General features: G+C 64.3%; 15 protein-coding genes. 7 read left to right on the top strand and 8 right to left on the bottom strand.

Annotated features, from left to right (window positions below; all coding sequences use genetic code 11):
- Positions 1–43: 43 nt before the first annotated feature.
- Both KM135_RS18115 and KM135_RS18110 read right to left on the bottom strand, forming a co-directional pair.
- Positions 44–394, bottom strand: a complete 351-nt coding sequence (locus KM135_RS18115; RefSeq protein ID WP_221715517.1) for a cupin domain-containing protein — start codon at positions 392–394, stop codon at positions 44–46.
- A gap of 38 nt (positions 395–432) precedes the next feature.
- Positions 433–1,782 carry a pectate lyase family protein gene (locus KM135_RS18110; protein WP_221715480.1) on the bottom strand — a complete coding sequence of 450 codons (1,350 nt, stop codon included), beginning with the start codon at positions 1,780–1,782 and terminating at the stop codon, positions 433–435.
- Positions 1,783–1,994: 212 nt separating this feature from the next.
- Between KM135_RS18110 and KM135_RS18105 the strand changes: the two genes are divergently transcribed.
- The 5 genes from KM135_RS18105 to KM135_RS18085 are packed head-to-tail and all read left to right on the top strand — an operon-like array spanning position 1,995 to position 10,333.
- Positions 1,995–4,892 carry a TonB-dependent receptor gene (locus KM135_RS18105; RefSeq protein WP_221715479.1) on the top strand — a complete coding sequence of 966 codons (2,898 nt, stop codon included), beginning with the start codon at positions 1,995–1,997 and terminating at the stop codon, positions 4,890–4,892.
- A 47-nt stretch (positions 4,893–4,939) separates the two neighbouring features.
- Positions 4,940–5,938 (top strand): alpha/beta hydrolase, encoded by a 999-nt coding sequence (locus KM135_RS18100; protein ID WP_221715478.1) that lies wholly within the window; start codon positions 4,940–4,942, stop codon positions 5,936–5,938.
- Positions 5,938–7,554 carry a family 43 glycosylhydrolase gene (locus tag KM135_RS18095; RefSeq protein WP_221715477.1) on the top strand — a complete coding sequence of 539 codons (1,617 nt, stop codon included), beginning with the start codon at positions 5,938–5,940 and terminating at the stop codon, positions 7,552–7,554. Before KM135_RS18100 ends, KM135_RS18095 begins: the two co-directional genes overlap by 1 nt.
- Positions 7,555–7,565: 11 nt before the next feature.
- Positions 7,566–8,966, top strand: coding sequence for a glucuronate isomerase (uxaC, locus tag KM135_RS18090; RefSeq protein ID WP_221715476.1), 1,401 nt, complete (start codon positions 7,566–7,568; stop codon positions 8,964–8,966).
- On the top strand, positions 8,963–10,333 hold the full coding sequence (locus KM135_RS18085) for a mannitol dehydrogenase family protein (RefSeq protein WP_221715475.1): 1,371 nt from the start codon (positions 8,963–8,965) through the stop codon (positions 10,331–10,333). The genes uxaC and KM135_RS18085 overlap by 4 nt, the downstream gene beginning before the upstream one ends.
- A 3-nt stretch (positions 10,334–10,336) precedes the next feature.
- On the opposite strand, the gene KM135_RS18080 is transcribed toward KM135_RS18085, so the two are convergent.
- Positions 10,337–11,263: a LysR family transcriptional regulator gene (locus KM135_RS18080; RefSeq protein ID WP_221715474.1), complete on the bottom strand. Its 927-nt coding sequence runs from the start codon at positions 11,261–11,263 to the stop codon at positions 10,337–10,339.
- 112 nt (positions 11,264–11,375) lie between these two features.
- On the opposite strand from KM135_RS18080, the gene KM135_RS18075 reads away from it, so the two are divergent.
- A complete protein-coding gene (locus KM135_RS18075) occupies positions 11,376–12,074 on the top strand; it encodes a pirin family protein (RefSeq protein ID WP_221715473.1) in 699 nt (232 codons plus the stop codon).
- A 248-nt stretch (positions 12,075–12,322) separates the two neighbouring features.
- Entirely contained in the window at positions 12,323–13,462 is a 1,140-nt protein-coding gene (locus KM135_RS18070; RefSeq protein ID WP_221715472.1) for a GGDEF domain-containing protein, read from the top strand.
- Positions 13,463–13,496: 34 nt separating this feature from the next.
- Here the strand turns inward: KM135_RS18070 and KM135_RS18065 are convergent, their stop codons facing one another.
- The 5 genes from KM135_RS18065 to KM135_RS18045 form a co-directional block, all read right to left on the bottom strand.
- Positions 13,497–14,078, bottom strand: coding sequence for a nitroreductase family protein (locus KM135_RS18065; RefSeq protein WP_221715471.1), 582 nt, complete (start codon positions 14,076–14,078; stop codon positions 13,497–13,499).
- Between the two features lie 72 nt (positions 14,079–14,150).
- Positions 14,151–14,576, bottom strand: a complete 426-nt coding sequence (locus KM135_RS18060) for a DoxX family protein (RefSeq protein ID WP_221715470.1) — start codon at positions 14,574–14,576, stop codon at positions 14,151–14,153.
- A 157-nt stretch (positions 14,577–14,733) separates the two neighbouring features.
- Entirely contained in the window at positions 14,734–16,527 is a 1,794-nt protein-coding gene (locus tag KM135_RS18055; RefSeq protein WP_221715469.1) for an ABC transporter ATP-binding protein, read from the bottom strand.
- Positions 16,528–17,271: 744 nt separating this feature from the next.
- Positions 17,272–20,463: an efflux RND transporter permease subunit gene (locus KM135_RS18050; protein WP_221715468.1), complete on the bottom strand. Its 3,192-nt coding sequence runs from the start codon at positions 20,461–20,463 to the stop codon at positions 17,272–17,274.
- Positions 20,453–21,703 carry an efflux RND transporter periplasmic adaptor subunit gene (locus KM135_RS18045; protein WP_221715467.1) on the bottom strand — a complete coding sequence of 417 codons (1,251 nt, stop codon included), beginning with the start codon at positions 21,701–21,703 and terminating at the stop codon, positions 20,453–20,455. Before KM135_RS18045 ends, KM135_RS18050 begins: the two co-directional genes overlap by 11 nt.
- Positions 21,704–21,725: the final 22 nt, after the last annotated feature.

Below are 21,725 nucleotides of genomic sequence, written 5' to 3'. Positions count from 1 at the left end.
CCGGAACCCAACCGCCCGTCACCCCGGGTGACGAGGCAGCGCCCTACTTCCCCGCCTCCACCGGATAGCTGATGATCAGCGACAGCGGCGTTTTCCCCATTTGCCGGATGCCGACCACTGCCCCCCTGTAGAGATAGGCCGCCATGCCCTTGCGCAGGGCAGCGCGCTTGCCGTCCGAGACGACTTCGCCCTCACCTTCCAGCACATAATAGACCTCGTCATGCGCGATCGGATGCTCGCCGATGGCCGCGCCGACATGGAGCACGCGGCGGCGGAACTCCATCGTGCGCGGCTGCGGCACGGCATCGCTGATGCGATAGGCCGTGCTCATGCCGATCGCGCCGTGCGGCGGCGGCTCCTCGCGCTTCACATCGGTCTCGTCGATCACCGCCATGGGCGGCGCGGCGGCGAGCAGAAGCGCCGCGAAAGCGCTCACTTCGCCTTCTCGCGCATGGCCTTGTCGCGATCCGAGAGCTTCTCCTGCGGGCCGCGCTTGTCGCCGGGATAACGGCCGGAAAGCGGCGTCATCGTGCCCATATTCCAGTCCTTCTCGACGAACGGCGCGCGGGTCTCTGCAAGCTTCGGATAGCCGCCGACAGCCTTCTCATCGTCGATGATCTCGCCACGCCCTTCGGCGACGAAGAACAGCACGCGGATCTCGTCATTGCGGCGATCCCATGGCCGCGCGCCGACAGTCTGGAGCAGGCTGGTCTCCACGTCGCCCGAAGCCAGTATGTCATAGCCGGCCAGGCTGGCGAGCGGCTTGTTCGCCGGCAGCAGCCTCGCCTTGGTCACGCCATAGCGGCCGAATTGCGGCAGATTGTTGCCATGCCGGTCCACCGCGACATTGTCCCGGCCGTAATAAGCCAGATCGCCGTCGCCGCCCAGCATCAGGAAAGGCAGACCAGGATCGGTCGAGTTGCCGCCACGCATGACATTTCCGACCGCCGTGATCTCACCGGTCACATAAGGATAGCCTGCCCATTCCAGGCTCATGAGATTGTAATGCACTGCGCGGTAGCCGGGATCGTAGATCAGATTGTTGATCATCAGCGCCTGCGCGCCGCCCTTGATGAGCGGCGCGCGCTCGACATTGTGCGCCCAGACATTGCGATAGAAGACGATGCCGGTCGCATTGTCGTGAATGAGCGAACCCTTGCTGTGTTCACCCTTGGGATGGCTGGCATTGGCGAGGCCCTCCGCCGCCAGATTGTCGCGGAAGATGATGTTGTGGCTCGTATTGCGCCGCCACTCCGCCAGATCCTTCCCGTTGAAGCGCGGGCCGGAAGCGGACATGTTCTCGTCGATGCCCCAGAAGAAGCTGCAATGCTCGATGACGACATCATGCGCCGCGACCGTGGAGAGCGCATCGGCTTCCCAGCCCGAGAGATGAGGTTGGCCATCGACGCCGGTCATGACGCGGATGTGGCTCAGGATGACGTCATGCCCGCCAAGATCGATGCCGGCGCGGATGAGCGTGATGCCGGGCGACGGCGCGGTCTGGCCGGCAATGGTGAGGAACGGCTCGGTGATCTTGAGCGAACTGCGCTCCAGATCGATCACGCCGCCGACCTCGAAGACGACGATTCGCGGCCCTTTCGCCTCGATCGCGGCCTTCAGCGAACCCGGCCCGTCCTTGGCCAAGGTGGTCACGCGGATAATCCGTCCGCCCGCGCCGCCGCGTGTCGGATCCGCAGGGTGATTCGCCGCCGCAGCGGGGATCGCGATGATCGCCGCCAGCACGCAAAGCACCGCGAAAATGCGCGCCTTGAACCTATGCATATCCAATCCTTCCTTATCGTTCTTGACAGCCGGAGGAAGCCGAGGCAATTTGATGACACCGGTTACCATGCCGGTGCAAGGGACTTTTCGACAACAAGAGCGGAAAAGTTCCGGTCGGGCGTCCGGCAAATCTCGCCCCGGCGAGACTCGCCAGAGACTGATGACACCGGTATCATTGAGCCGCCAAGAGCGGCCGAGGGGAGGAGAGAGTTATGAGTCGGACACGCAACCGGCAGGCACTGATCAGACTGAGCCTCATGCTGAGCTGCGCCTTCGCGATGCCACAGATGGTGCGCGCCCAGGCCGCGGACGATCAGGCAGGCGACAATGCCCCAGCCGCAGGCGACGAACAGGAAATCATCGTCACCGGCTTCCGCCAGTCGCTCGAAGCAGCGCTCAACGTGAAGCGCGATTCCGTCGCGGCGGTCGATGCCATCGTCGCCGAGGACATTGCCAAGTTCCCCGACCAGAATCTCGCCGAATCGCTGCAGCGTATTCCCGGCATCTCGATCCAGCGCGACGCAGGCGAAGGCCGCGCCATTACCGTGCGCGGTCTCGGCGCCCAGTTCACGCGCGTTCGCGTCAACGGCATGGAGACCGTCGCCACCTCGACCGATGGCGCCTCGTCCAATCGCGACCGCGCCTTCGATTTCAACGTTTTCGCGTCCGAGCTGTTCAGCAGCCTCGTCGTGCGCAAGACGGCCGAGGCCTCGCTCGATGAGGGTTCGCTCGGTGCCGTGGTCGATCTCAACACGGGCAATCCGCTGGCCGGCAAGGCCGGGCTGCACGGGGCTTTGTCCGTCGTCGGCTCCTATAACGACTTGTCCAAGGATCTCGGGCCGCGCGTCGCCGCCTTGCTGAGCTGGCGCAATGACGCGGGCACGTTCGGCGCGTCGCTCTCGGGCGCCTATTCCAAGACGCACACGCTTGAACTGGGCAACAACACCGTTCGCTGGGTCCAGACGCCGTTCGATTCGGTGAATGGGCAGTCCTGCTTCTGGAACACCACGGGCACCGCGCCCAATCTCGTCTATACGACCACCCGCCCCAATAGCGGCGGCACCTACCGCCAGAACTTCAGCTCCGCCTGCGATCAGGCCGCTCTCGCCTTTCATCCGCGCATTCCGCGCTATGGCGAAGTCAGCCATGACCGCGAGCGCCTCGGCCTGACCGGCTCGCTGCAATTCTCGCCGACCGACGCGACCAAGATCTCGATCGACGGCCTCTATTCGAAGTTCAAGGAGGATCGCGAAGAGAAATGGGGCGAGGTGCTGCTGCGCTCGAACGAGCGGTCGGTGGACGTCGTGAATCCCGTTTATGACGCCAATCGCAACATGATCTCCGCGACCCTGAACGACGCCTATGTCCGCACCGAACATTATCTGCGGCAGTCATCGACGGAATTCTATCAGGTCGGCGGCACTTGGGATCAGGATCTCGGCGACAGCTTCCGCTTCACCCTGCTCGGCGGCTTTTCCAAGTCGGATGCGGACATTCCGGTCGAGACGACGATCGCGTTCGATGATCGCGACGCTCAGGGCTACAGCTATGACTATAGCGACATGGCGAAACCCAAGCTCACCTTCGGAACAAGCGTAACCGATCCCGCCAACTTCCAGCTCTCCGAAATCCGCGATCGCCCCTCCAACGTGACGAACCGGTTTAAGACCGTGCAGCTGCGCACGGAATGGGACGTGACCGACGGTTTCACGGTCAAGGCCGGCGCGGTGTGGCGGCGCTTCAACTTCGATTCGGAAGCCTATACGCGCGACACGGCCGTCTGCGGCAATGGCGGTCTCGATCGCGTGCTCGGCACGCTGACCTGCTCGCCCACCAGCGTCTTCGGGCCGACGGCAGTCTATGGCTTCCCGGTCACGACCGCGCTCAGCGAACTGTTCACTCTCGGCAAGGCCGGCCAGCCCTCGGGCAACACCGATCAATGGCTGGTTCCCAACTTGCCTGCCGCGACTGCATTCACCAACCTCTACAGCCGCGCGCTGGTGGCGGATTCGGGCAATATTCGCGGCGTTCAGGAATCGACCAAGGGCGGTTATCTCCAGTTCGACGCCAAGGGCGACCTGCTCGGCCTCGACTATGCGCTCAACGCCGGCATGCGTTACATGAAGACGGAACAATCCTCATACGGGCTCAATAGCGGCGTCAAGGCAACCGTGACGCGGGACTATGACGACTGGCTGCCGTCGATGAACATCGCGCTTTACCCGACGCAGAACTTCATCATCCGCGGCGCCGTTGCCGACGTGATCACCCGTCCAACCTTGGGCTCGCTGACGCCGGGCGGCTCCGCCGACGGTTTCAACTTCCGCGTAACAAGCGGCAATCCCTTCCTGAATCCCTATAAGGCAACCAACTACGACCTGTCGTTCGAATGGTATTTCGCGCCGCAAGCCGTGGCGTCGGTCGCCTTCTTCAAAAAGGATGTCCACACCTTCACGACCTCCGCCTCGGTCACTGGAGCGACCTTCACACAGACCGGCCTGCCGGCATCGGTGCTGAACCCCTCGTCGCCAGCGGCACTCAATCCGGCGCTTCAATCCCAGCCGATCTGGACGCTCTCGACAACCGTCAACGGCTCGGGCGCTACCCTCAAGGGCGTGGAGTTGGCACTGCAATTGCCGTTCAAGGTCTTCACGGACGGCTTCATCGGCAATTTCGGCATCCTGGCCAACGCCACGCTGATCGATTCCGATGCGACCTATTCGTTGCAAGGACCGGCGACGGTGCCCAGTGGCGCGCTCACCAATGGCGTCGTGGTCGTGAACACGCTCGGCAACGTCTCCAAGCAGGCGTTCAACGGCACGCTCTATTATGATGACGGCAAGTTCAGCGCACGCGCGATGCTCAGCTATCGCAGCCGTTATCACGAGGGAGCGAGCGGCACCGGCAATCTTCTGGAAGGCTATGGCGCCACGACGAACATCGATGCGTCGGTTCGCTACAAGGTGACCGAATGGCTGGAAGTGTCCGTCGAGGGCAACAACCTCACCGACACCTATCGCTACCGCTATACGGACTTCGATGCCGACCGGAACTACGAGAACAACCATTTCGGCCGGACGATCCTGTTCGGCGCACGGTTCCGGATGTGACGGTCGGCAGCAATCCGGCGGACCAGGAGGAACAGAGGCAGCAGGCCATGATGCTCGATCGACGGGCAATCCTGACCGCCGGCCTCTTCGCCGGACTTGCGGCAACGGGGGCGGCGTCGCAAACGCCGCCCCCGATTGCATCCAGGGGCCTGCCGCCCGGCCTGCCCCAGCCGAACGAGACGATCGATCTCTGGCCCGGCGGCGCGCCGGGCGCTCCGGCCAAGGCACTGGTCGAGACGGTCGACGAGCGATCGGCAGACACGTTGGTCACCGACCGGGCAGTCTGGGGCATCAGCCGCCCGCGTCTCGTCGTCTTTCGTCCAGACCGGCCCAATGGCGCCGCCGTGCTGCTGACGCCGGGCGGCGGCTATCGGTGGGTGGTCGTAGACAAGGAAGGCTATGAAATGGCGCGCTGGCTCGCGGCGCGCGGGTTCACGGCCTTCGTTCTCTTCTATCGCCTGCCCGGCGAAGGCTGGTCCTCCGGCCCCAACACACCCTTGGCCGATGCGCAGCGCGCGATGCGGCTGATCCGTCACCGCGCGCGCGACTTCGCCATCGATCCCGAGCGCGTCGCCGCCATGGGCTTCTCGGCCGGCGGCCATGTCTGCGCCGATCTGGCTACGCGCTTCGCAACCTCAGTCTATGGCTCCGTCGACGCAGCGGATCGCCTCTCTGCCCGCCCGGTCTGCGCCGCGCCCATCTATCCGGTGGTGAGCATGGACCATGCCATTGCCCATGCCGGATCGCGCGCGCTGCTGCTCGGCCCCTCGCCCACCCCCGCGCTGGAAGCCGCGCATTCGCCGGACCGCAACGTCCCCGCCGACGCGCCGCCGCATTTCCTGCTGCATGCCGAGGATGACGACGCCGTGCCGATCGAGAACAGCCTGCGTCTCCACGCCGTGCTGAAGGCCCGCCGCATCCGCGTCGAAGCACATTTCTTCGAGCATGGCGGCCACGGCTTCGGCCTGCGCAAGGCGATCGGCAAGCCGGTCGAGGCTTGGCCCGACCTGTGGCGCGCCTGGGCTCGCACGACGGACCTCGGCTGATGAACTTCGATCGTCGCGAGGCCCTGAAGGCCGGCTCACTCGGCCTGCTCTCGACCGGGCTGGGCATTGCCCCCGCAGCCGCAGCCGCAGCGTCAGCAGTCAATCCCCCTGCTCCAACCCCACGCTGGGCACGCGGCAAGGACAATCAGCGCATCGCCGATCTCGGCAATGGCAGCTTCCTCAATCCCGTCCTTTCCGGCGATCGATCGGACCCCGCCATCCTCAAGGACGGCAAGGACTATTATCTCACCTTCTCCAGCTTCGATTCCTATCCCGGCCTGCTCATCTGGCATTCGCGCGATCTGGTGAACTGGCAACCGCGCAAGCCCGCCCTGCACAGGAATATCGGCTCGGTCTGGGCTGTCAGCCTCGAGAAGCATCGCGGCCGCTACTTTCTCTATATCCCGGTCAAGGCGAGTCCGAACGAGATTTACGTGACCTGGGCCGATCATATCGACGGCCCGTGGAGCGACCCCAAGCCGCTCGGCCTGCACGACCATATCGACCCCTGCCACGCGGTCGGCGAGGATGGATCGCGCTGGCTGTTCCTCTCCGGCGGCGATCGCGTGCGCCTCAGCGACGACGGGCTGTCGCTCGCCGGCCCGGTCGAGCATGTCTATGATCCCTGGCGCTATCCGGACGAGTGGGACGTCGAGGGTTTCTCCCCCGAAGGCCCGAAGATCCATCGCCATGGCGACTGGTTCTACATGCTCACCGCCGTCGGCGGCACGGCCGGCCCGCCGACCGGTCATATGGTGATCGCGGCGCGGGCGAAGTCGATCCACGGGCCATGGGAGCATCATCCGGCCAATCCGCTGGTCCGCTCGCAAAGCGCCGCCGAAGCCTGGTGGTCGCGCGGGCACGCCTCGCTGGTCGAAGCACCGGACGGGCGCTGGTGGTCGATCTATCATGGCTATGAAGCCGGCTTCTGGACGCTTGGCCGCCAGTGCCTGCTCGATCCCATCGAGTGGACCGACGACGGCTGGTTCCGCATGACCGGCGGCGACCTCTCCCGCCCTCTCCCCAAGCCGCGCGGCGGGGAAGCCCTACCGCATGGCATGGCCCTGTCGGACGACTTCGCCGCTATCCAGCTCGGCACCAAATGGTCCTTCTTCCGCCCCGCGCCGGACGAGGCGAAGCGTGTGCGCGCCGAGGGCGGCGCCCTCCATTTCGCCAGCAAGGGCAGCGCACCCTCGAGCGGATCGCCGTTGCTGCTGATCGCCGGCGACACCAGCTACAGAATCGAATGCGACATCGAGATTCCACCGGGCGGCACCGCTGGACTAATACTATTTTATGATGATAAGCTCTATTGCGGCCTGGGCTTCGACGAGATGCGCTTTGTGACCCATCAATATGGAATCGAGCGCGCCCGTCCGGCCAATCCGCATGGCCGCCGGATGCGGATGCGGGTCACAAACCGGCGCCACATCCTCTCGTTTCACACCAGCGGCGACGGCGGAAAGAGCTGGCGCAAGTTCGACCGGGGAATGGAAGTGTCCGGCTATCATCACAATGTGCGCGGCGGCTTCCTGATGCTGCGCCCCGGCCTCTACGCCGCCGGCCCCGGCGAGGCGATCTTCCGCAATTTCACCTTCACCGCCCTCGAAGACTGAGTAACCGCTCCGTGCCCAAGCCGCTCGTCCTGCATCCCGACCGTCTCTTCCCCACTGATCCGAACGTCCGGGCTATCGCGCGCACGCTCTATGCCGAGATCGCCGATCTGCCGATCGTCAGCCCGCATGGCCACACCGACCCCTACTGGTTCGCCGGCAACGCGCCGTTCGGCAACGCGACCGAGCTGCTGCTGGTGCCGGATCATTACATCTTCCGCATGCTCTATTCGCAGGGCGTACCGATGGAAGCGCTCGGCGTCCGCAATCGCAGCGTCGATCCGCGCGCCGCCTGGCACCTGTTCGCGGAGCGCTATCATCTCTTCCGTGGCACACCCTCGCGCATGTGGCTGGACTGGGTATTCTCGGAAGCGTTCGGCATCGACGTGCTGCTGGGGGCCGACACGTCGGACCTCTATTTCGACACGATCACCGCCGCGCTGGCGACCGATGCCTTCCGGCCCCGCGCCCTGTTCGATCGCTATCGGATCGAGACGATCGCGACGACGGAAAGCCCGCTCGACACGCTCGAGCATCACCGCACGATCCGGGAAAGCGACTGGGGCGGCAATGTCATCACCGCCTACCGACCCGATCCGGTCGTCGATCCGGAGTTCGAGGGCTTCCGAGACAATCTGGCGCGCTTCTCCGAGCTGAGCGGCGAGGATTGCTTCTCCTGGAGCGGCTATCTCGCTGCCCACCGCAAGCGCCGCGCCTTCTTCGCCCAGATGGGCGCCACCTCGACCGATCATGGCCACCCGACGGCGCTGACCGCCAATCTCACGACGGCGGAAGCGGCAGACCTCTTCGCGCGCGTCAGCAAGGGGGAGGTCTCGGCCGCCGACGCCGAGCTGTTCCGCGGGCAGATGCTCACCGAAATGGCGGCGATGAGCCTCGACGACGGGCTGGTCATGCAGATTCACCCGGGTTCGTTCCGCAATCATAACGCACAGGTCTTCGCGCGCTTCGGCCGCGACAAAGGCGCCGATATCCCGACGCGCACCGACTATGTCCATGCGCTCAAGCCCTTGCTCGACCGGTTCGGCAACGAGGCCTCGCTGTCGATCATCCTCTTCACCTTGGACGAGAGCAGCTATGCGCGCGAACTGGCGCCGCTCGCTGGGCATTATCCCTGCCTCAAGCTCGGGCCGTCCTGGTGGTTCCATGACAGTCCCGAGGGGATGCGCCGCTTCCGCCGCATGACCACGGAGACGGCGGGCTTCTACAACACCGTCGGCTTCAACGACGACACGCGCGCCTTCCTCTCTATTCCGGCGCGGCACGACGTCGCCCGGCGGATCGACTGCGGTTTCCTCGCCGAGCTGGTCGCCGAGCATCGCCTGGAAGACTGGGAAGCGGCCGATCTGGCCCGCGAGCTCACTTACGGGCTGGTGAAGCAGGCCTACAGGCTGTGAGGCTGTCCCGCGCGACGCAGGACCGGCTCGCGCCCGGCGTGCAATCCTATGGCTATGACCGTGACGCGCAGGCGAGCGGCATCGTCCATATCGGCATCGGCGCGTTCCACCGCGCGCATCAGGCCTGGTACACGGACCGCGCGATGGACTCGGGCGACCGCGACTGGGCAATCACCGGCGTATCGCTGCGCTCTCCCGGCGTAGCGGCGCAGCTCAATCCGCAGGATGGACTCTATACGCTGAGCGAGCGCTCGGCAGATGGCACGCGCATCCGCCTGATCGGCGCCGTGCGCGGCGTGCTGGTCGCGAGCGAGACACCCGCCGCCGTGGTCGAGCGCATCGCCGCACCCGAGACGCGGATCGTCAGCTTCACGATCACCGAAAAGGGCTATTGCCGGGCGGCGGACGGCTCGCTGGATACCGATCTTGCCGGTGACGGCAGCGTCTATGCCTTTCTCGGCGCCGGCCTCGCCGCGCGGCGGCGCGCCGGGCTTGGCGGCCTCAGCCTCCTGAGTTGCGACAACCTCGCCGATAATGGCCGCCAGCTTGCGCGACTGATGAGCGCGTGGCTGGAGCGGCACGACCCGGACCTGCGCGGCTGGTTCGAGCATGAATGCGCCTGCCCCTCCACAATGATCGATCGGATCGTGCCTGCCACGGCACCGGCGGATCGCATTGCCGTCTCCGCCGCGATCGGCGCGACCGATGAAGGCGCGATCGTCACCGAACCGTTCAGCCAATGGGTGATCGAGGACCGCTTCGCTGGGCCACGCCCGCGCTGGGAAGGCGTCGGCGCGCAGCTCGTCCCGTCGGTCGAGGCTTATGAGACAGCCAAGCTGCGCATGCTGAACGGCGCGCATTCCGCCCTCGCCTATCTCGGGCTGCAGCAGGGTGTCGCCTATGTACATGAGGCAGTCGGCGTACCGGCGCTGCGCGACATGGCAGACCGGCTGATGCGCGACGAAGCGGCGCCGACGATCGCTCCCGCATCCGGGCAGGATCTCGATGCCTATCGCCACGATCTGCTGGCGCGATTCGGCAATCCGGCGCTCGGCCATCGGCTGGCGCAGATCGCCATGGATGGGAGCCAGAAGATCCCGCAGCGCTGGCTAGAGACGCTGGCCGCCAACCGCGCGGCCGGGCGGCGCTCCCCGGTCATCCTCGCGGCCATCGCGGCCTGGCTGCGGCATGTTCGCGGCGACAACGGCCCGGTCGACGATCCGCTCGCGGAACGCTTTGCAGAGCTTTGGGCAACGCAGGATGCCCGGGGCGTCATCCAGACGCTGTTCGGTGCGCAAGGGATGTTCGGCGCTATCTGGCAGGCCGGCGAGGGCGAGATCGCGGAACTGGTAGCATCGCTCGGCTGACGGTCAAACGTCCGCCAGCCTTCCATCGTCGTCCGACGCACCGAGATCGACGAAGCGCTTCATGAGCCAGCTGGCCGCCGGTCCAGGCGGCGCATCCGGGCGGTGGATGGCATGGAAGCGATAGAGGCCGCCCGGCGAGTCCGGCATATCGAGGCGCACCAGCGTGCCCGCGACCAGATCGACCTCGATCATCGGCAGCGGCATATTGCCCCAGCCGATCCCCTCGCGCAGCAAGGCGTGCTTGGCGCCGAGATCGGACAGGCGCCAGGTGTGCGGGCTGTTGACGGCGAAGTCGCGGCCTTCGGTCAGCGGTGAGCGATCGGTGAGGACGAGCTGGATATGCTCGCGTGCCGCGCCGGGCGCCAGTCTGGGCATGCGCGCCAGCGGGTGATCGGGCGCGGCGACCGGCACGAGCGACACCGCGCCGGCCGTGCAGCGCGTCAATCCCTCCATCACGGCGCCGACCGGCCCGGCAATTCCGAGATCGGCCCGGCCATCCAGCACGAGCGCTGCCACGGCACCCAGCCCTTCGACATGTAGGCGCAGCGACACCGTCGGGAACTGGGTACGAAAGGCGCGCAGCACGACGCCGAGCCGGTCGGCGGGCAGCATCACGTCCACGACGAGGCTCACCTCGGCCTCCAGCCCTTCCAACATGCCTTTGACCTTGGCCCGCAAGCTGTCGATGCCGACCGCGACCGTGCGCGCCTCCGCCAGCACGGCTTCGCCCGCCTGGGTCAGTTGCGGCTTCTTCGTTCCCTCGCGCTCGAACAGGGAAAGGCCGAGCTGCGTCTCCAGATTGGCGATGCCGTAGCTGATCACCGAGACGGCCCGATTGAGCTTGCGTCCTGCCGCCGCAAAGCTCCCCGTCTCGACCACCGCGAGGAAGATGCGGAGCTGATCGAAGGTCGGTGTACCGGGATTGACCATTATTCAATTTTCCTGAAAAGTTTGTCGAATTTTATCGGGCTAATCAGGAAAGACAAGCACCCCTATCTAGGCGTCACGGAAACAAACCCCCATATTCCTAAAGGAGGCACCAATGATCGAACTTCGCCCTTATGAGAGCCTTGGCGGCGAGAATCATGGCTGGCTGGATGCCAAGCACCATTTCTCCTTCGCCAATTATCACGACCCGAACCGCGTCCACTGGGGCAATCTGCGCGTCTGGAATGACGACACGATCGCACCGGGCACCGGCTTCCCGCCGCATCCGCATCGCGACATGGAGATCATCACTTATGTCCGCAGCGGCGCGATCACCCACAAGGACAGCCTCGGCAACGAAGGCCGCACCGAAGCGGGCGACGTGCAGGTCATGTCGGCGGGCACGGGCGTTCGCCACTCGGAATATAATCTGGAGGACGAGGTGACGCAGATCTTCCAGATCTGGATCATCCCGACCCGCGAGGGTGAGCAGCCGAGCTGGGGCGCCAAGCCCTTCCCGAAGGATGACCGCGCCGGACAGTTCATCGTCCTTGCCAGCGGCTACGACAATGACAACGAAGCGCTGCCGATCCGCACCAATGCCCGTGTCGTCGGTGCGACGATCAAGGCCGGCGAGACGGTCGAGTATCCGCTCGGCAAGGATCGCAAGGGCTATCTGGTGCCGGCCACCGGTGCCGTGGAAATCGACGACGTGCGGGTGAATGCCCGCGACGGCGCAGCGATCGCGGACGTCGAGACGCTGCGGGTGACCGCGCTGGAAGACAGCGAGATCGTGCTGGTCGACGCGGCCTGATCAAATCTCCCGGCCGGCGGGCTTTCTCCCACGGCCCGTCGGCAAAAAGGAAGGGGCGTCCCGGATCATCCGGAGCGCCCCTTTCGTGTGCCTGCCGTAGCGGCAGCGCCGTTCGTCGCAAACAGGGGAAAGCTTAATGACTTCTATACTTTGACTGCGTTAGGCAAGCGCCTGAACGACCGGCAAGCTCAGCGCAAAAGCGCGGTTCAGCCTGGGATAATCCTTCGAGTCGCATCGTCGTGAGAGCTATGAAACATCGCCCCACGTCCAATCGAACGCAGCCGGAAGCTGTCGAGATCGAAATGATCCGCAGCCTTTTTCTGGCGTTCATACCCTCTTCGGTCATGACTGCCGGCTTCATCGCGGCGGGGATCGCCATTTATGAGCGCACGCAGGATGCGATCCTGCTGGGCCTGCTGATCACGGGTGCCATAGCTTCCAGCGCGCGACTGGCCGTGGCCTGGAGGCTTGCCGTGAAGGCTGCGGATCCCCGGCTCAGCCTGGCCGAAGCGACGCGTCTGGAGCGGCGCTTTGCCGTGCCCTACCTGGCTTTCGCAGTCATTCTCGGTTTGTTCGGTGCGCGCGCCTTCTCGATACCGGCGCCCGATGTCCACATGCTCACCATCTGCCTGCTGGTCGGCTACTGCGCCGGCGTCGCGGTCGGCATGGGCCTGCGCCTGCGCATCGCCGTGCCCGCCATGGCCCTGGCGACCGTGCCCGCCTGTCTGGCCGCCCTGCTGACGTTCACGCCTGTCTATGTTGTGATGAGCGCACTGGTCGCGGCACTGCTGATCGGCGGCACGCACAATCTGAAGCAGCGGCACGAGCTGGCGGCCAGGACGATCGCCATGCGATTTGCTTTCGCGACGCTGGCCCGCGAGGATGCCCTGACGGCGCTTCCCAACCGCATCGCCCTGCGCGAATGGTATGAGGATCGCCTGGCCGGCGATGACGACAGCCTGATCGCCGTCCATTATATCGATCTCAATGGCTTCAAGCCTGTCAATGACAGCTATGGCCACCCGGTCGGCGACGAGCTGTTGACGGCAGTCGGCAAGCGGATCGTCAACACCATCCGCGACCGCGATATCGCCGCGCGTCTGGGCGGTGACGAATTCGTCGTCATCCAGTGCGGTTTAACGACTGGTACGCAAGCAGAGATGCTCGCGAGCCGTCTCTCGGATGCTATTTCCCGGCCGTTTCGCATCGGCGATCGGACGATCGAGATTTCCGCCGGACTGGGCTTCGTGGTCGCCCATCCGGCCGACGCGGAAGATCTGGAGCATCTTCTGAACCTTGCCGACCAGGCGCTTTACGCAAGCAAGCGCGCGGGAGAGGTGCAGCAATATAACGCCGTGGAACCGATCGAGCGGCGTTCCGCAGCCTGAAAAGCCCTCCCGCGAACGGGAGGGCTCACATGATTCACGCGACGAACTTCCCGGCGACGGCGATCTCTTCGAGCGCCTTGCGGCCACTCGGCACTTCCCGGTCGCGCAGGCCTTCCGGCAAGCCCGACGGATCGGAAATCCGGCCAATGGCGATGGCAGCCTCGACCCGAAACCGCTCCGGTACGCTCAGCACCGTTCGCGCCTTGTCGAAGTCGATTCCGGTCATGCCATGCGTGTGATAGCCGAGCTTGAGCGCCTGCAGGCCGAGCTGCGCCCATGCCGCGCCCGCATCGAAGCTGTGGCTGTGCAGGTCGCTGGCACCATCGGCGCTCACCATCTGCGTGTCCGACAGGACGAAGATCAGCGCAGAGGCGCTGCTTGCCCAGCTCTGGTTGAAGGGGATGAGGATCGAGAGAAACTCGTCCCAATGCGCGTCGCCGTTCTGTGCATAGAGGAAACGCCAGGGCTGATAGTTGAATGCCGAAGGCGCCCAGCGGGCGGCATCGAAGATCGTGCGCAGATCGGCTTCGGATATGGCGGAGCCGTCAAAGGCCCGCGGGGACCAGCGGGCGAGGAAGATCGGATCGAGGCCGGTATCGGTGGTGCGGGTGGTCATGATGTGTCTCCTTGGGAAAAGGGAATGGCGCCGATGCGGAGGGGAAGCATCGGCGCCTGGGGGAACGGAAGATCAGCGGCGCGCGTCGAGGCTGAGGCCGCCGGCGCCGAAGGCAACGATCTGCGCGAGACCGCCGGCCATGGCGATGTTCTTGAAAAAGTGGATGAACTGGTTCTGGTCGCCGAGATCGGCATGGAAGAACAGAGCCGTCGCGATCGAGAAGAGCGCGAGGCCGGCCGCGACCAGACGGGTGCGGTAGCCGAGGACCAGCAGCGCGCCGCCGACGATCTCGACGAGGATGGCACCGGCCAAAGCCAGTTGCGGGAAAGGCAGGCCGACCGACTGGATATAGGCCAGATTGCCGGCGGGATCGGCGACCTTGGATACGCCGCTCAGCACGAAGATGGCGGCAATGGCCAGACGGCCGACGAAGGGGAGGACGGCGGCAGGCGCGACGGTCGCGCCGGCGGACGAAAGCTTGACGGTGGAACTCGACATGGACGGTCTCCTCAGTGGGGCGACGCTATGGAGCGTCGTCTTGATGAGGAGGATCTAGCCTCGCACAGCTTTGCTGTTCAGTGAGATAAATTAGGCGATATATTTCCAGAAAATAGAAAAGCCGTCCCCGCCCCTATCAAGGGCGAGGACGCTCTTCTCATTCAACCAGCATCGCCTCGCCATGCCCGGCCTGGTGGTCGAACAGGGTACGGTAATGCCCGCCCTCGATCGCCAGCAACTGCTCGTGCGACCCGTTCTCGACGATACGCCCCTGCTCGAACACGAGGATCCGGTCGAGCGAACGGACGGTCGACAGCCGGTGCGCGATCACGACCGCCGTGCGCCCACCCATGAGCCGTTGGATCGCGTCCTGGATCAGCACTTCGGACTCGGAATCGAGGCTCGACGTCGCTTCGTCCAGGATCAGGATCGGCGCATCCGCGAGGAACGCCCGCGCCAGCGCCACGCGCTGCCGCTCGCCGCCCGAGAGCTTCACGCCGCGCTCGCCGACCAGGGTGCGATAACCCTTGGGCAGCCGGGCAATGAAGTCGTGCGCATTGGCCAGCGTCGCCGCCCGCTCGATCTCGGCCATGGTCGCATTGGGGCGGCCATAAGCGATGTTTTCGGCAAGCGAGCGATGGAACAGGATCGGCTCCTGCGCCACGATCGCGATGTTGCTGCGCAGGCTTGCCTGCTCGGCGAAGCGGACATCCTGCCCGTCGATCAGCACGCGGCCGTCGGTCACATCATAGAGCCGCTGGGCGAGCTTGACGAAGGTCGTCTTGCCCGAGCCCGACCGGCCGACGAGGCCGACACGCTGCCCGGCCGGAATGACCACGTCCAGATCCTCGTACAGCGGCGTCGTGTGCCCGCCATATTGGAAGCGCACATGATCGAAGCGGATCTCGCCCGCGTCCACGATGATCGGCAGGGCGCCGGCACTGTCCTCGATGCCGAGCGGCTCGTCGTGCATGCGCACCAGCTCCTCCATGTCGTTCACGGAGCGCTGGAGATGCGAGACATGCTGGCCGATGTCGCGCAGATAGCCGTGGATGACGAGATAGGTGGTGAGCACATAGACGACATCGCCCGCGCTCGCCTGCCCGTCCCACCATAGCCAGATCGCGCCGCCGGTGACGATGCCGCGCACGAACCACAGCAACGTAACCTGCACGAGATTGCCGAACGTGCCGAACACCCAGGTCCGCCGCGTGCGATTGCGCCACTTGGCGATGATGCGCCCGACACGCTCGTCCTCGCGCGTCTCGGCGCCGAAGCCCTTCACCACGCTGTTCGCGCCGATCGAGTCCGCCAGGATACCGCCCATCGCCGTGTCCCACCGGTTGGACAGCGTCGCAGCCGGCGCGACGACGCGCACCGAGATGAACACGGTCAGCGCGATATAGGCGGCCGAGCCGAGCGCCATCGCGGCGCCCAGCACGGGCCAGTGCACGGTCAGCAGGATCATCGCGCCGGAGAGAACGATGATGGCCGGGAATAGGCCCATCAGCAGCACATCGTCCAGCAGGTCCACGGCCCACATGCCGCGCGTGATCTTGCGGACGACGGAGCCCGAGAAGCTGTTCGCGTGCCAGTCGGTCGAGAAGCGCTGGACGCGATGGAACGCCTCGCGCCCGATCGTCTGCATGATGCGCAGGGTGAGTGCGATGATACCAAAGATGCCGAGCCGCATGAAGATGACCGGGCCCAAGGTCAGGGCCGTCATCACCCCGAACGCGTGAAGCGCATCGCCACGCCCGGCGACACCGCGCTGCAAGGCATCGGTCAAGCGCCCGGCGAACAGCGGTACGAACATCTCGGCCGCGGTGCTGAGCATCATCATGGCGAGGATGAAGACCACCCAGCCCTTGTGCCGGGCCCAATGGCGGAACGTGAAGGAAAGACCGAGACGAATGGCATCCGCGCGGTCACGTGCGGTTTTCTTGCTCATAGATGCATCGACACGAGAGGCGTGTCGTCCTTTGCTATTCTGGAGAGATCACGAAGGCGGCGACACAAAAAGCCTCCGGCGCCGAGGTCAGGCTTTGCGGTAAAGCCCGAAGCGGGAGCGGCGTGCGTGCGTATGCGATGCGGTCATCAAAGCCCTCCCTGTTGGCGTGATCAGACCCTCATGGTTAACGAATTAAGTATCGGCCGTCAATCGGGCTTCACAAACGCAGCATGAAGCCTCGGACCAATCTACTTTGCACGAAGCTTGAAAATTTGTTTTTCGTTGTTGTTATTTTCAGATTGGCAGATCGCCTTCCGTCTAATCATAGAATAGCGACGACACTTTGGAATTTCGGCCAACATATTCCAAGCCGATTTACGCAACTCAACGCGACGCCCTTCCGGGCAAAAAGCCTAAGCATTCTGAACCGCCCAGGGTTTGCCGGAGGCTCCAACTTCTGAGTAAGTGGAGCCGATATGAGCAGGACGAAGAACAAGTTTGCAGCTGAAGTGCGCCAGCTCCCTCGGGGGTCAACATATGACTGAAAATCCACGGCAATCCGCGATTTTCCGCCCATCCGGTCTAAGTCGGCACAAAGGTCCTCTCACGGCTCTGTCGGTAGATTTGTTGGCAGGCGCTTCCGCGCTATGAAGAAGCTGCCAACATGCTCAGCGACACGCGGCTGCGGGCGATGCACGAGGGGAAGCGCATTTCCCGCGCTCCCCCTCGGCAGGCATAGGCCGATCAAACGACCGCCGAGACCCTGCTCCCGTCTCGGGAAGACGCGCTACGATGCACGATCAGATACAATGCCGGCAAAACCAGAAGAGTCAGCAGCGTCGAAGAAATCACACCGCCGATCACGACGGTCGCCAATGGTCGTTGTACCTCGGCCCCCGCTCCGACGTTGAACGCCATGGGAACGAAGCCCAGCGAGGCCACCAGCGCCGTCATCAGCACCGGTCGAAGCCGCGTCACGGCCCCTTCGCGAATGGCTTCGGCAATGGGTCGCCCCTCGGCCGCCAGAGCCCGGATGAAGCTCAGCATGACGACGCCGTTCAGAACGGCGACGCCTGAAAGCGCGATGAAGCCGACGCCAGCAGAGATGGACAACGGGAGTCCGCGAATGAGGAGAGCCGCGACTCCTCCCGTGAGCGCCAGAGGCACGCCGGAAAATACGATCGCGGCATCGCGGGCAGACCGAAACAGCCAGAACAGGAGTCCGTAAATCAGCACCAGCGCCGCCGGCACAACCAGTTGCAATCGTTCTGCGGCCGAGATGAGCTGCTCGAACGTGCCGCCATAGTTGATCCAATATCCGGCAGGAACCTCGACCTCCGCCTCGACTTTCGTCTGGACCTCGCGAATGAACGATCCCAGATCCCGATCCCGGACATTGGCCGTGACAACGACACGCCGCTTTCCATCTTCGCGGCTGATCTGGTTCGGTCCGATGACGACTTCCACTTTCGCAACGTCGCCAAGAGGGACGGAACCGCGAGGATCGTTACCCTGTTGCCCGAGGGGGATGCGAAGTCGCCCGATTTCGTCGACGCGGGAGCGGATGTCTTCGGACAGTCTCACAATGACCGGGAAGCGTCGGTCGCCTTCGAAGACCTGACCCGCCTGGGCACCGCCGATCGAGACAGCCACAACATCCTGAAGGTCACCGATATTGAGGCCGAGGCGCGCGAGCGCGGCCCGATCAGGCGTAATTTGCAGCACCGGCAAGCCGGTGACCTGCTCGACGGCGACGTCCCGTGCCCCGTCGATCCCGGCAACGACGCTTTCGATTGCCTGCCCAATCTCGTGAAGACGGTCGAGATCGTCGCCGAAAACCTTTACCGCAACGTCGGCGCGCACACCGGACAGCAATTCGTTGAACCGCATCTGGATCGGCTGAGTGAACTCATAATTGTTGCCGGGGATCGTGGCGGCCGCCGCTCCCATTTCTTTCACGAGCTTCGCTTTGGGCTTGCGCGGATCCGGCCATTGCGACCGATCCTTCAGCATGACGAAGGTATCCGCAACCGAGGGCGGCATCGGATCGGTCGCCACTTCCGCAGTGCCGATCTTTCCGACAATGCGCTCGACTTCCGGAAAGCGTTTCAGACGCGCCTCGAGCTCGCTCTGCATTTTGATGGCCTGCGACAGGCTGGTGCCCGGGATACGCAGCGCATGCAATGCAATATCCCCTTCGTCGAGATTGGGAATGAACTCGGACCCCATCCGCGTCACGGCGAACGCAGACAGCGCAACAAGAACCGCTGCACCGACGACGACGGCGACACGCAACCGCAGTGCCGCCTCGAGCGCCGGCTCATAGGCCTTGCGGGCCCAGAGCATCAGCCGGCTCTCCTTTTCCTCGACCTTGCCGCTGACGAAGAGCGCGACTGCTGCCGGAACAAACGTAAGCGAAAGGACGAGCGCAGCGGTCAGGGCCATCACGACGGTGATAGCCATCGGATGGAACATTTTCCCTTCCACCCCGGTCAGCGCGAAAATCGGTACATAGACAAGCGCGATGATCATGACGCCGAACAGCGATGGACGGATGACTTCCGAGGTTGCCGTCGCGGCCAGTGAAAACCGTTCCTCCCGATCGAGGAGCCGCCCGAGCCGGTGCTGCGCTTCGCCGAACCGCCGCAAGCAGTTCTCGACGATGATGACAGCTCCATCGACGATCAGGCCGAAGTCCAGCGCGCCCAGGCTCATGAGGTTGCCGGACACGCCCGCCCTGAGCATCCCGGTAATCGTCATGAGCATGGTGATCGGAATGACGGCGGCGGTGATGAGCGCCGCCCGGATATTCCCGAGAAGAAGGAAAAGCACGACGATGACGAGCAGCGCGCCCTCCAGAAGGTTCTTCTCGACAGTCCAGATAGCGCGCTCGACGAGATCGGTGCGGTCGTAGATCGGTTCGGCCGTAACACCCGCCGGCAAGGCCTTGGCGGCGACCGCCAGCCGTTCAGCCGCGGCGCGCGAAACGATGCGGCTATTCTCGCCGGCCAGCATGAACACCGTTCCGAGGACAACTTCCCCACCATTTTCGGTAGCGGCGCCAGTGCGAAGTTCCTCACCCATCAGGACATCCGCTACATCCGCAACGCGGATAGGCACGTTGTTGCGGCTCGTCACGATGATCGAGCGCAAGTCGTCGATGCTTGAAGCCTGGCCCGGCACGCGCACCAGATATTGCTCTCCATATCGTTCCACATAGCCCGCGCCGACATTGGCATTGTTGCGACCCAGCGCCTGGACGACATCGTTGAGCGTCAGCCCGTAGGCGGAAAGTCGATCGGGAAGCGGCGTGACATGATATTGCCGCTCATAACCACCGATGCTGTTCACTTCGGTTACGCCCGGGGTGTTGCGAAGTTGCGGACGGATCACCCAATCCTGGAGTGTGCGAAGGTCTTCCGCCGTATAGGGCCTGCCGTCGGGCCGCTTCGTGCCCGGCGCTGCTTCGACCGTGTACATGAGAATCTCGCCAAGACCGGTCGCGATCGGTCCCATTTCCGGGGCGACGCCCTCCGGCAATTGATCCCGTGCCGTCTGGAGCCTCTCGTTGATGAGCTGGCGTGCGAAATAGATGTCGGTGCCATCGGCAAACACCGCCGTGACCTGTGACAGGCCATAGCGCGAAATGGAGCGCGTATACTGAAGCCCCGGCAACCCGGCGATCGCCGTTTCGACAGGGAAGGTGACGCGCTGCTCTGCCTCGAGCGGCGAGAAACCGGCCGCTTCGCTGTTTATCTGCACCTGCACGTTTGTGATGTCCGGCGTGGCATCGATCGGCAACCGCTGAAAGCTCAGCATGCCGATGACGCACAGCAAGACGACGAATCCTATGACCGCCCATCGATAGCGAATGGAAAGCGAGATCAGTCGTTCGAGAAGGGCCGCGCGCGCCGGAGCGATCGCATCAGTGGTCATGGCTCGCCCCCCACTTTTCGACGTCAGCACGGATCAGGAATGCGCCATCGGTCACATATTCCGTGCCCGGATCGAGCCCGCCGAGCACCTCGGTCCATTCCGGTGTCCGCCGCCCGAGTTCGAGCATGCGCACTTCGTAGGTGTTGCCCACCTTGGCATAGACCACTTCGAAGTCCCGGAAGCGCTGGATGGCTTTGGTCCGCACTGCAAGCGGCACTTGCGTTTGCGCGACCGCGAATGATCCTTCCACGCCCATGCCTGGACGGAACAGATTTGCGGCCTCCGGCGGCAGATGAACATGGGCGACCAACGTCTGGCTGATGAGATCGGCGGTCGGCAAAACCGCCTCGACAGACGCTTCCAGACGCGCTTCCCCGGACAGGCTACGCAACGCTACCCGCTGGCCGACGCGGATGCGTTCGGCATCGCGCGGATAGACGAAGAATTCGGCGTGGAGCTTCGTCGGATCGGCGATGACGAACAGCGCCCGATCTCCCGTCACGTCGCCGACATTGGCATTCTTCTCCACGATGATGCCGCTGATCGGCGCCGTCACGGAATAGGTTTGCAGCGAATGACTCGATTCCACGCGCAGCAGGGTCTGGCCCCGGCGAACCGCCTGCCCCAATTCTCCGTTCATGGACATGATCTGGCCCGGCAGGCGCGCGCGCACGTCAGCCTTTCCTTCAGGCGTGATCTCGACACGTCCCGCCATATCGATCAATTCGCTGATCGCGACAGGCCCGGCGCGTTCGGATTTGACGCCGCCGGCCTTGGCTGCTTCCGCACCGATGGTCGTGCGTCCCTCATAGGAGGCATAAGACCAGCTATGGGTCTTGCCGCTTTCGACGGCTCGGATCTGCACATCGAACGAGTGTGGCTCCTTGACCACCCCCTGCCCTCGCAGAAAGTCCTGCTGTGGCTTGAACGAAAACCTGTCGACATGTCCGCCAAGTCGCTTGAGACCGACCGTCAGCTGGACCTCGCCAGGCGCGACCGGCTGGTCGCCGCGATAGGCATAGACCCGGAACTCCGGATCGACGCCCTCCTCGAAGATGGTCATCTCGATCGCGAAGTCGCCGTCGCGCAACATCCGTCCTCGATGAGGGCCGCGTTCATATTCTTCGGCTGCGGCCTCATGCGCGTCGCCCTCGGCATGCTCTTCCTGCGTGCTGCCGCAAGCCGAGAGGAGGGACAATGCGAGCAGCGCGGTCGCGGGAATGCGAAATCTGTAAGTCATCAGCGGGTCTCCTCGCTGGCAA

This window comes from Sphingobium xanthum (assembly GCF_019737615.1).
GTDB classification, from domain to species: Bacteria; Pseudomonadota; Alphaproteobacteria; order Sphingomonadales; family Sphingomonadaceae; genus Sphingobium; species Sphingobium xanthum.
Note: the sequence above shows the minus strand (reverse complement) of the source record. Positions and strands in the feature narration are given on the sequence as shown.

Coding starts and splice junctions, on each gene's coding strand:
- KM135_RS18115 (WP_221715517.1), bottom strand. CDS start 394: ATGGCGGTGATCGACGAGACCGATGTGAAGCGCGAGGAGCCGCCGCCG.
- KM135_RS18110 (WP_221715480.1), bottom strand. CDS start 1,782: ATGCATAGGTTCAAGGCGCGCATTTTCGCGGTGCTTTGCGTGCTGGCG.
- KM135_RS18105 (WP_221715479.1), top strand. CDS start 1,995: ATGAGTCGGACACGCAACCGGCAGGCACTGATCAGACTGAGCCTCATG.
- KM135_RS18100 (WP_221715478.1), top strand. CDS start 4,940: ATGATGCTCGATCGACGGGCAATCCTGACCGCCGGCCTCTTCGCCGGA.
- KM135_RS18095 (WP_221715477.1), top strand. CDS start 5,938: ATGAACTTCGATCGTCGCGAGGCCCTGAAGGCCGGCTCACTCGGCCTG.
- KM135_RS18080 (WP_221715474.1), bottom strand. CDS start 11,263: ATGGTCAATCCCGGTACACCGACCTTCGATCAGCTCCGCATCTTCCTC.
- KM135_RS18075 (WP_221715473.1), top strand. CDS start 11,376: ATGATCGAACTTCGCCCTTATGAGAGCCTTGGCGGCGAGAATCATGGC.
- KM135_RS18070 (WP_221715472.1), top strand. CDS start 12,323: ATGAAACATCGCCCCACGTCCAATCGAACGCAGCCGGAAGCTGTCGAG.
- KM135_RS18065 (WP_221715471.1), bottom strand. CDS start 14,078: ATGACCACCCGCACCACCGATACCGGCCTCGATCCGATCTTCCTCGCC.
- KM135_RS18060 (WP_221715470.1), bottom strand. CDS start 14,576: ATGTCGAGTTCCACCGTCAAGCTTTCGTCCGCCGGCGCGACCGTCGCG.
- KM135_RS18055 (WP_221715469.1), bottom strand. CDS start 16,527: ATGAGCAAGAAAACCGCACGTGACCGCGCGGATGCCATTCGTCTCGGT.
- KM135_RS18050 (WP_221715468.1), bottom strand. CDS start 20,463: ATGACCACTGATGCGATCGCTCCGGCGCGCGCGGCCCTTCTCGAACGA.
- KM135_RS18045 (WP_221715467.1), bottom strand. CDS start 21,703: ATGACTTACAGATTTCGCATTCCCGCGACCGCGCTGCTCGCATTGTCC.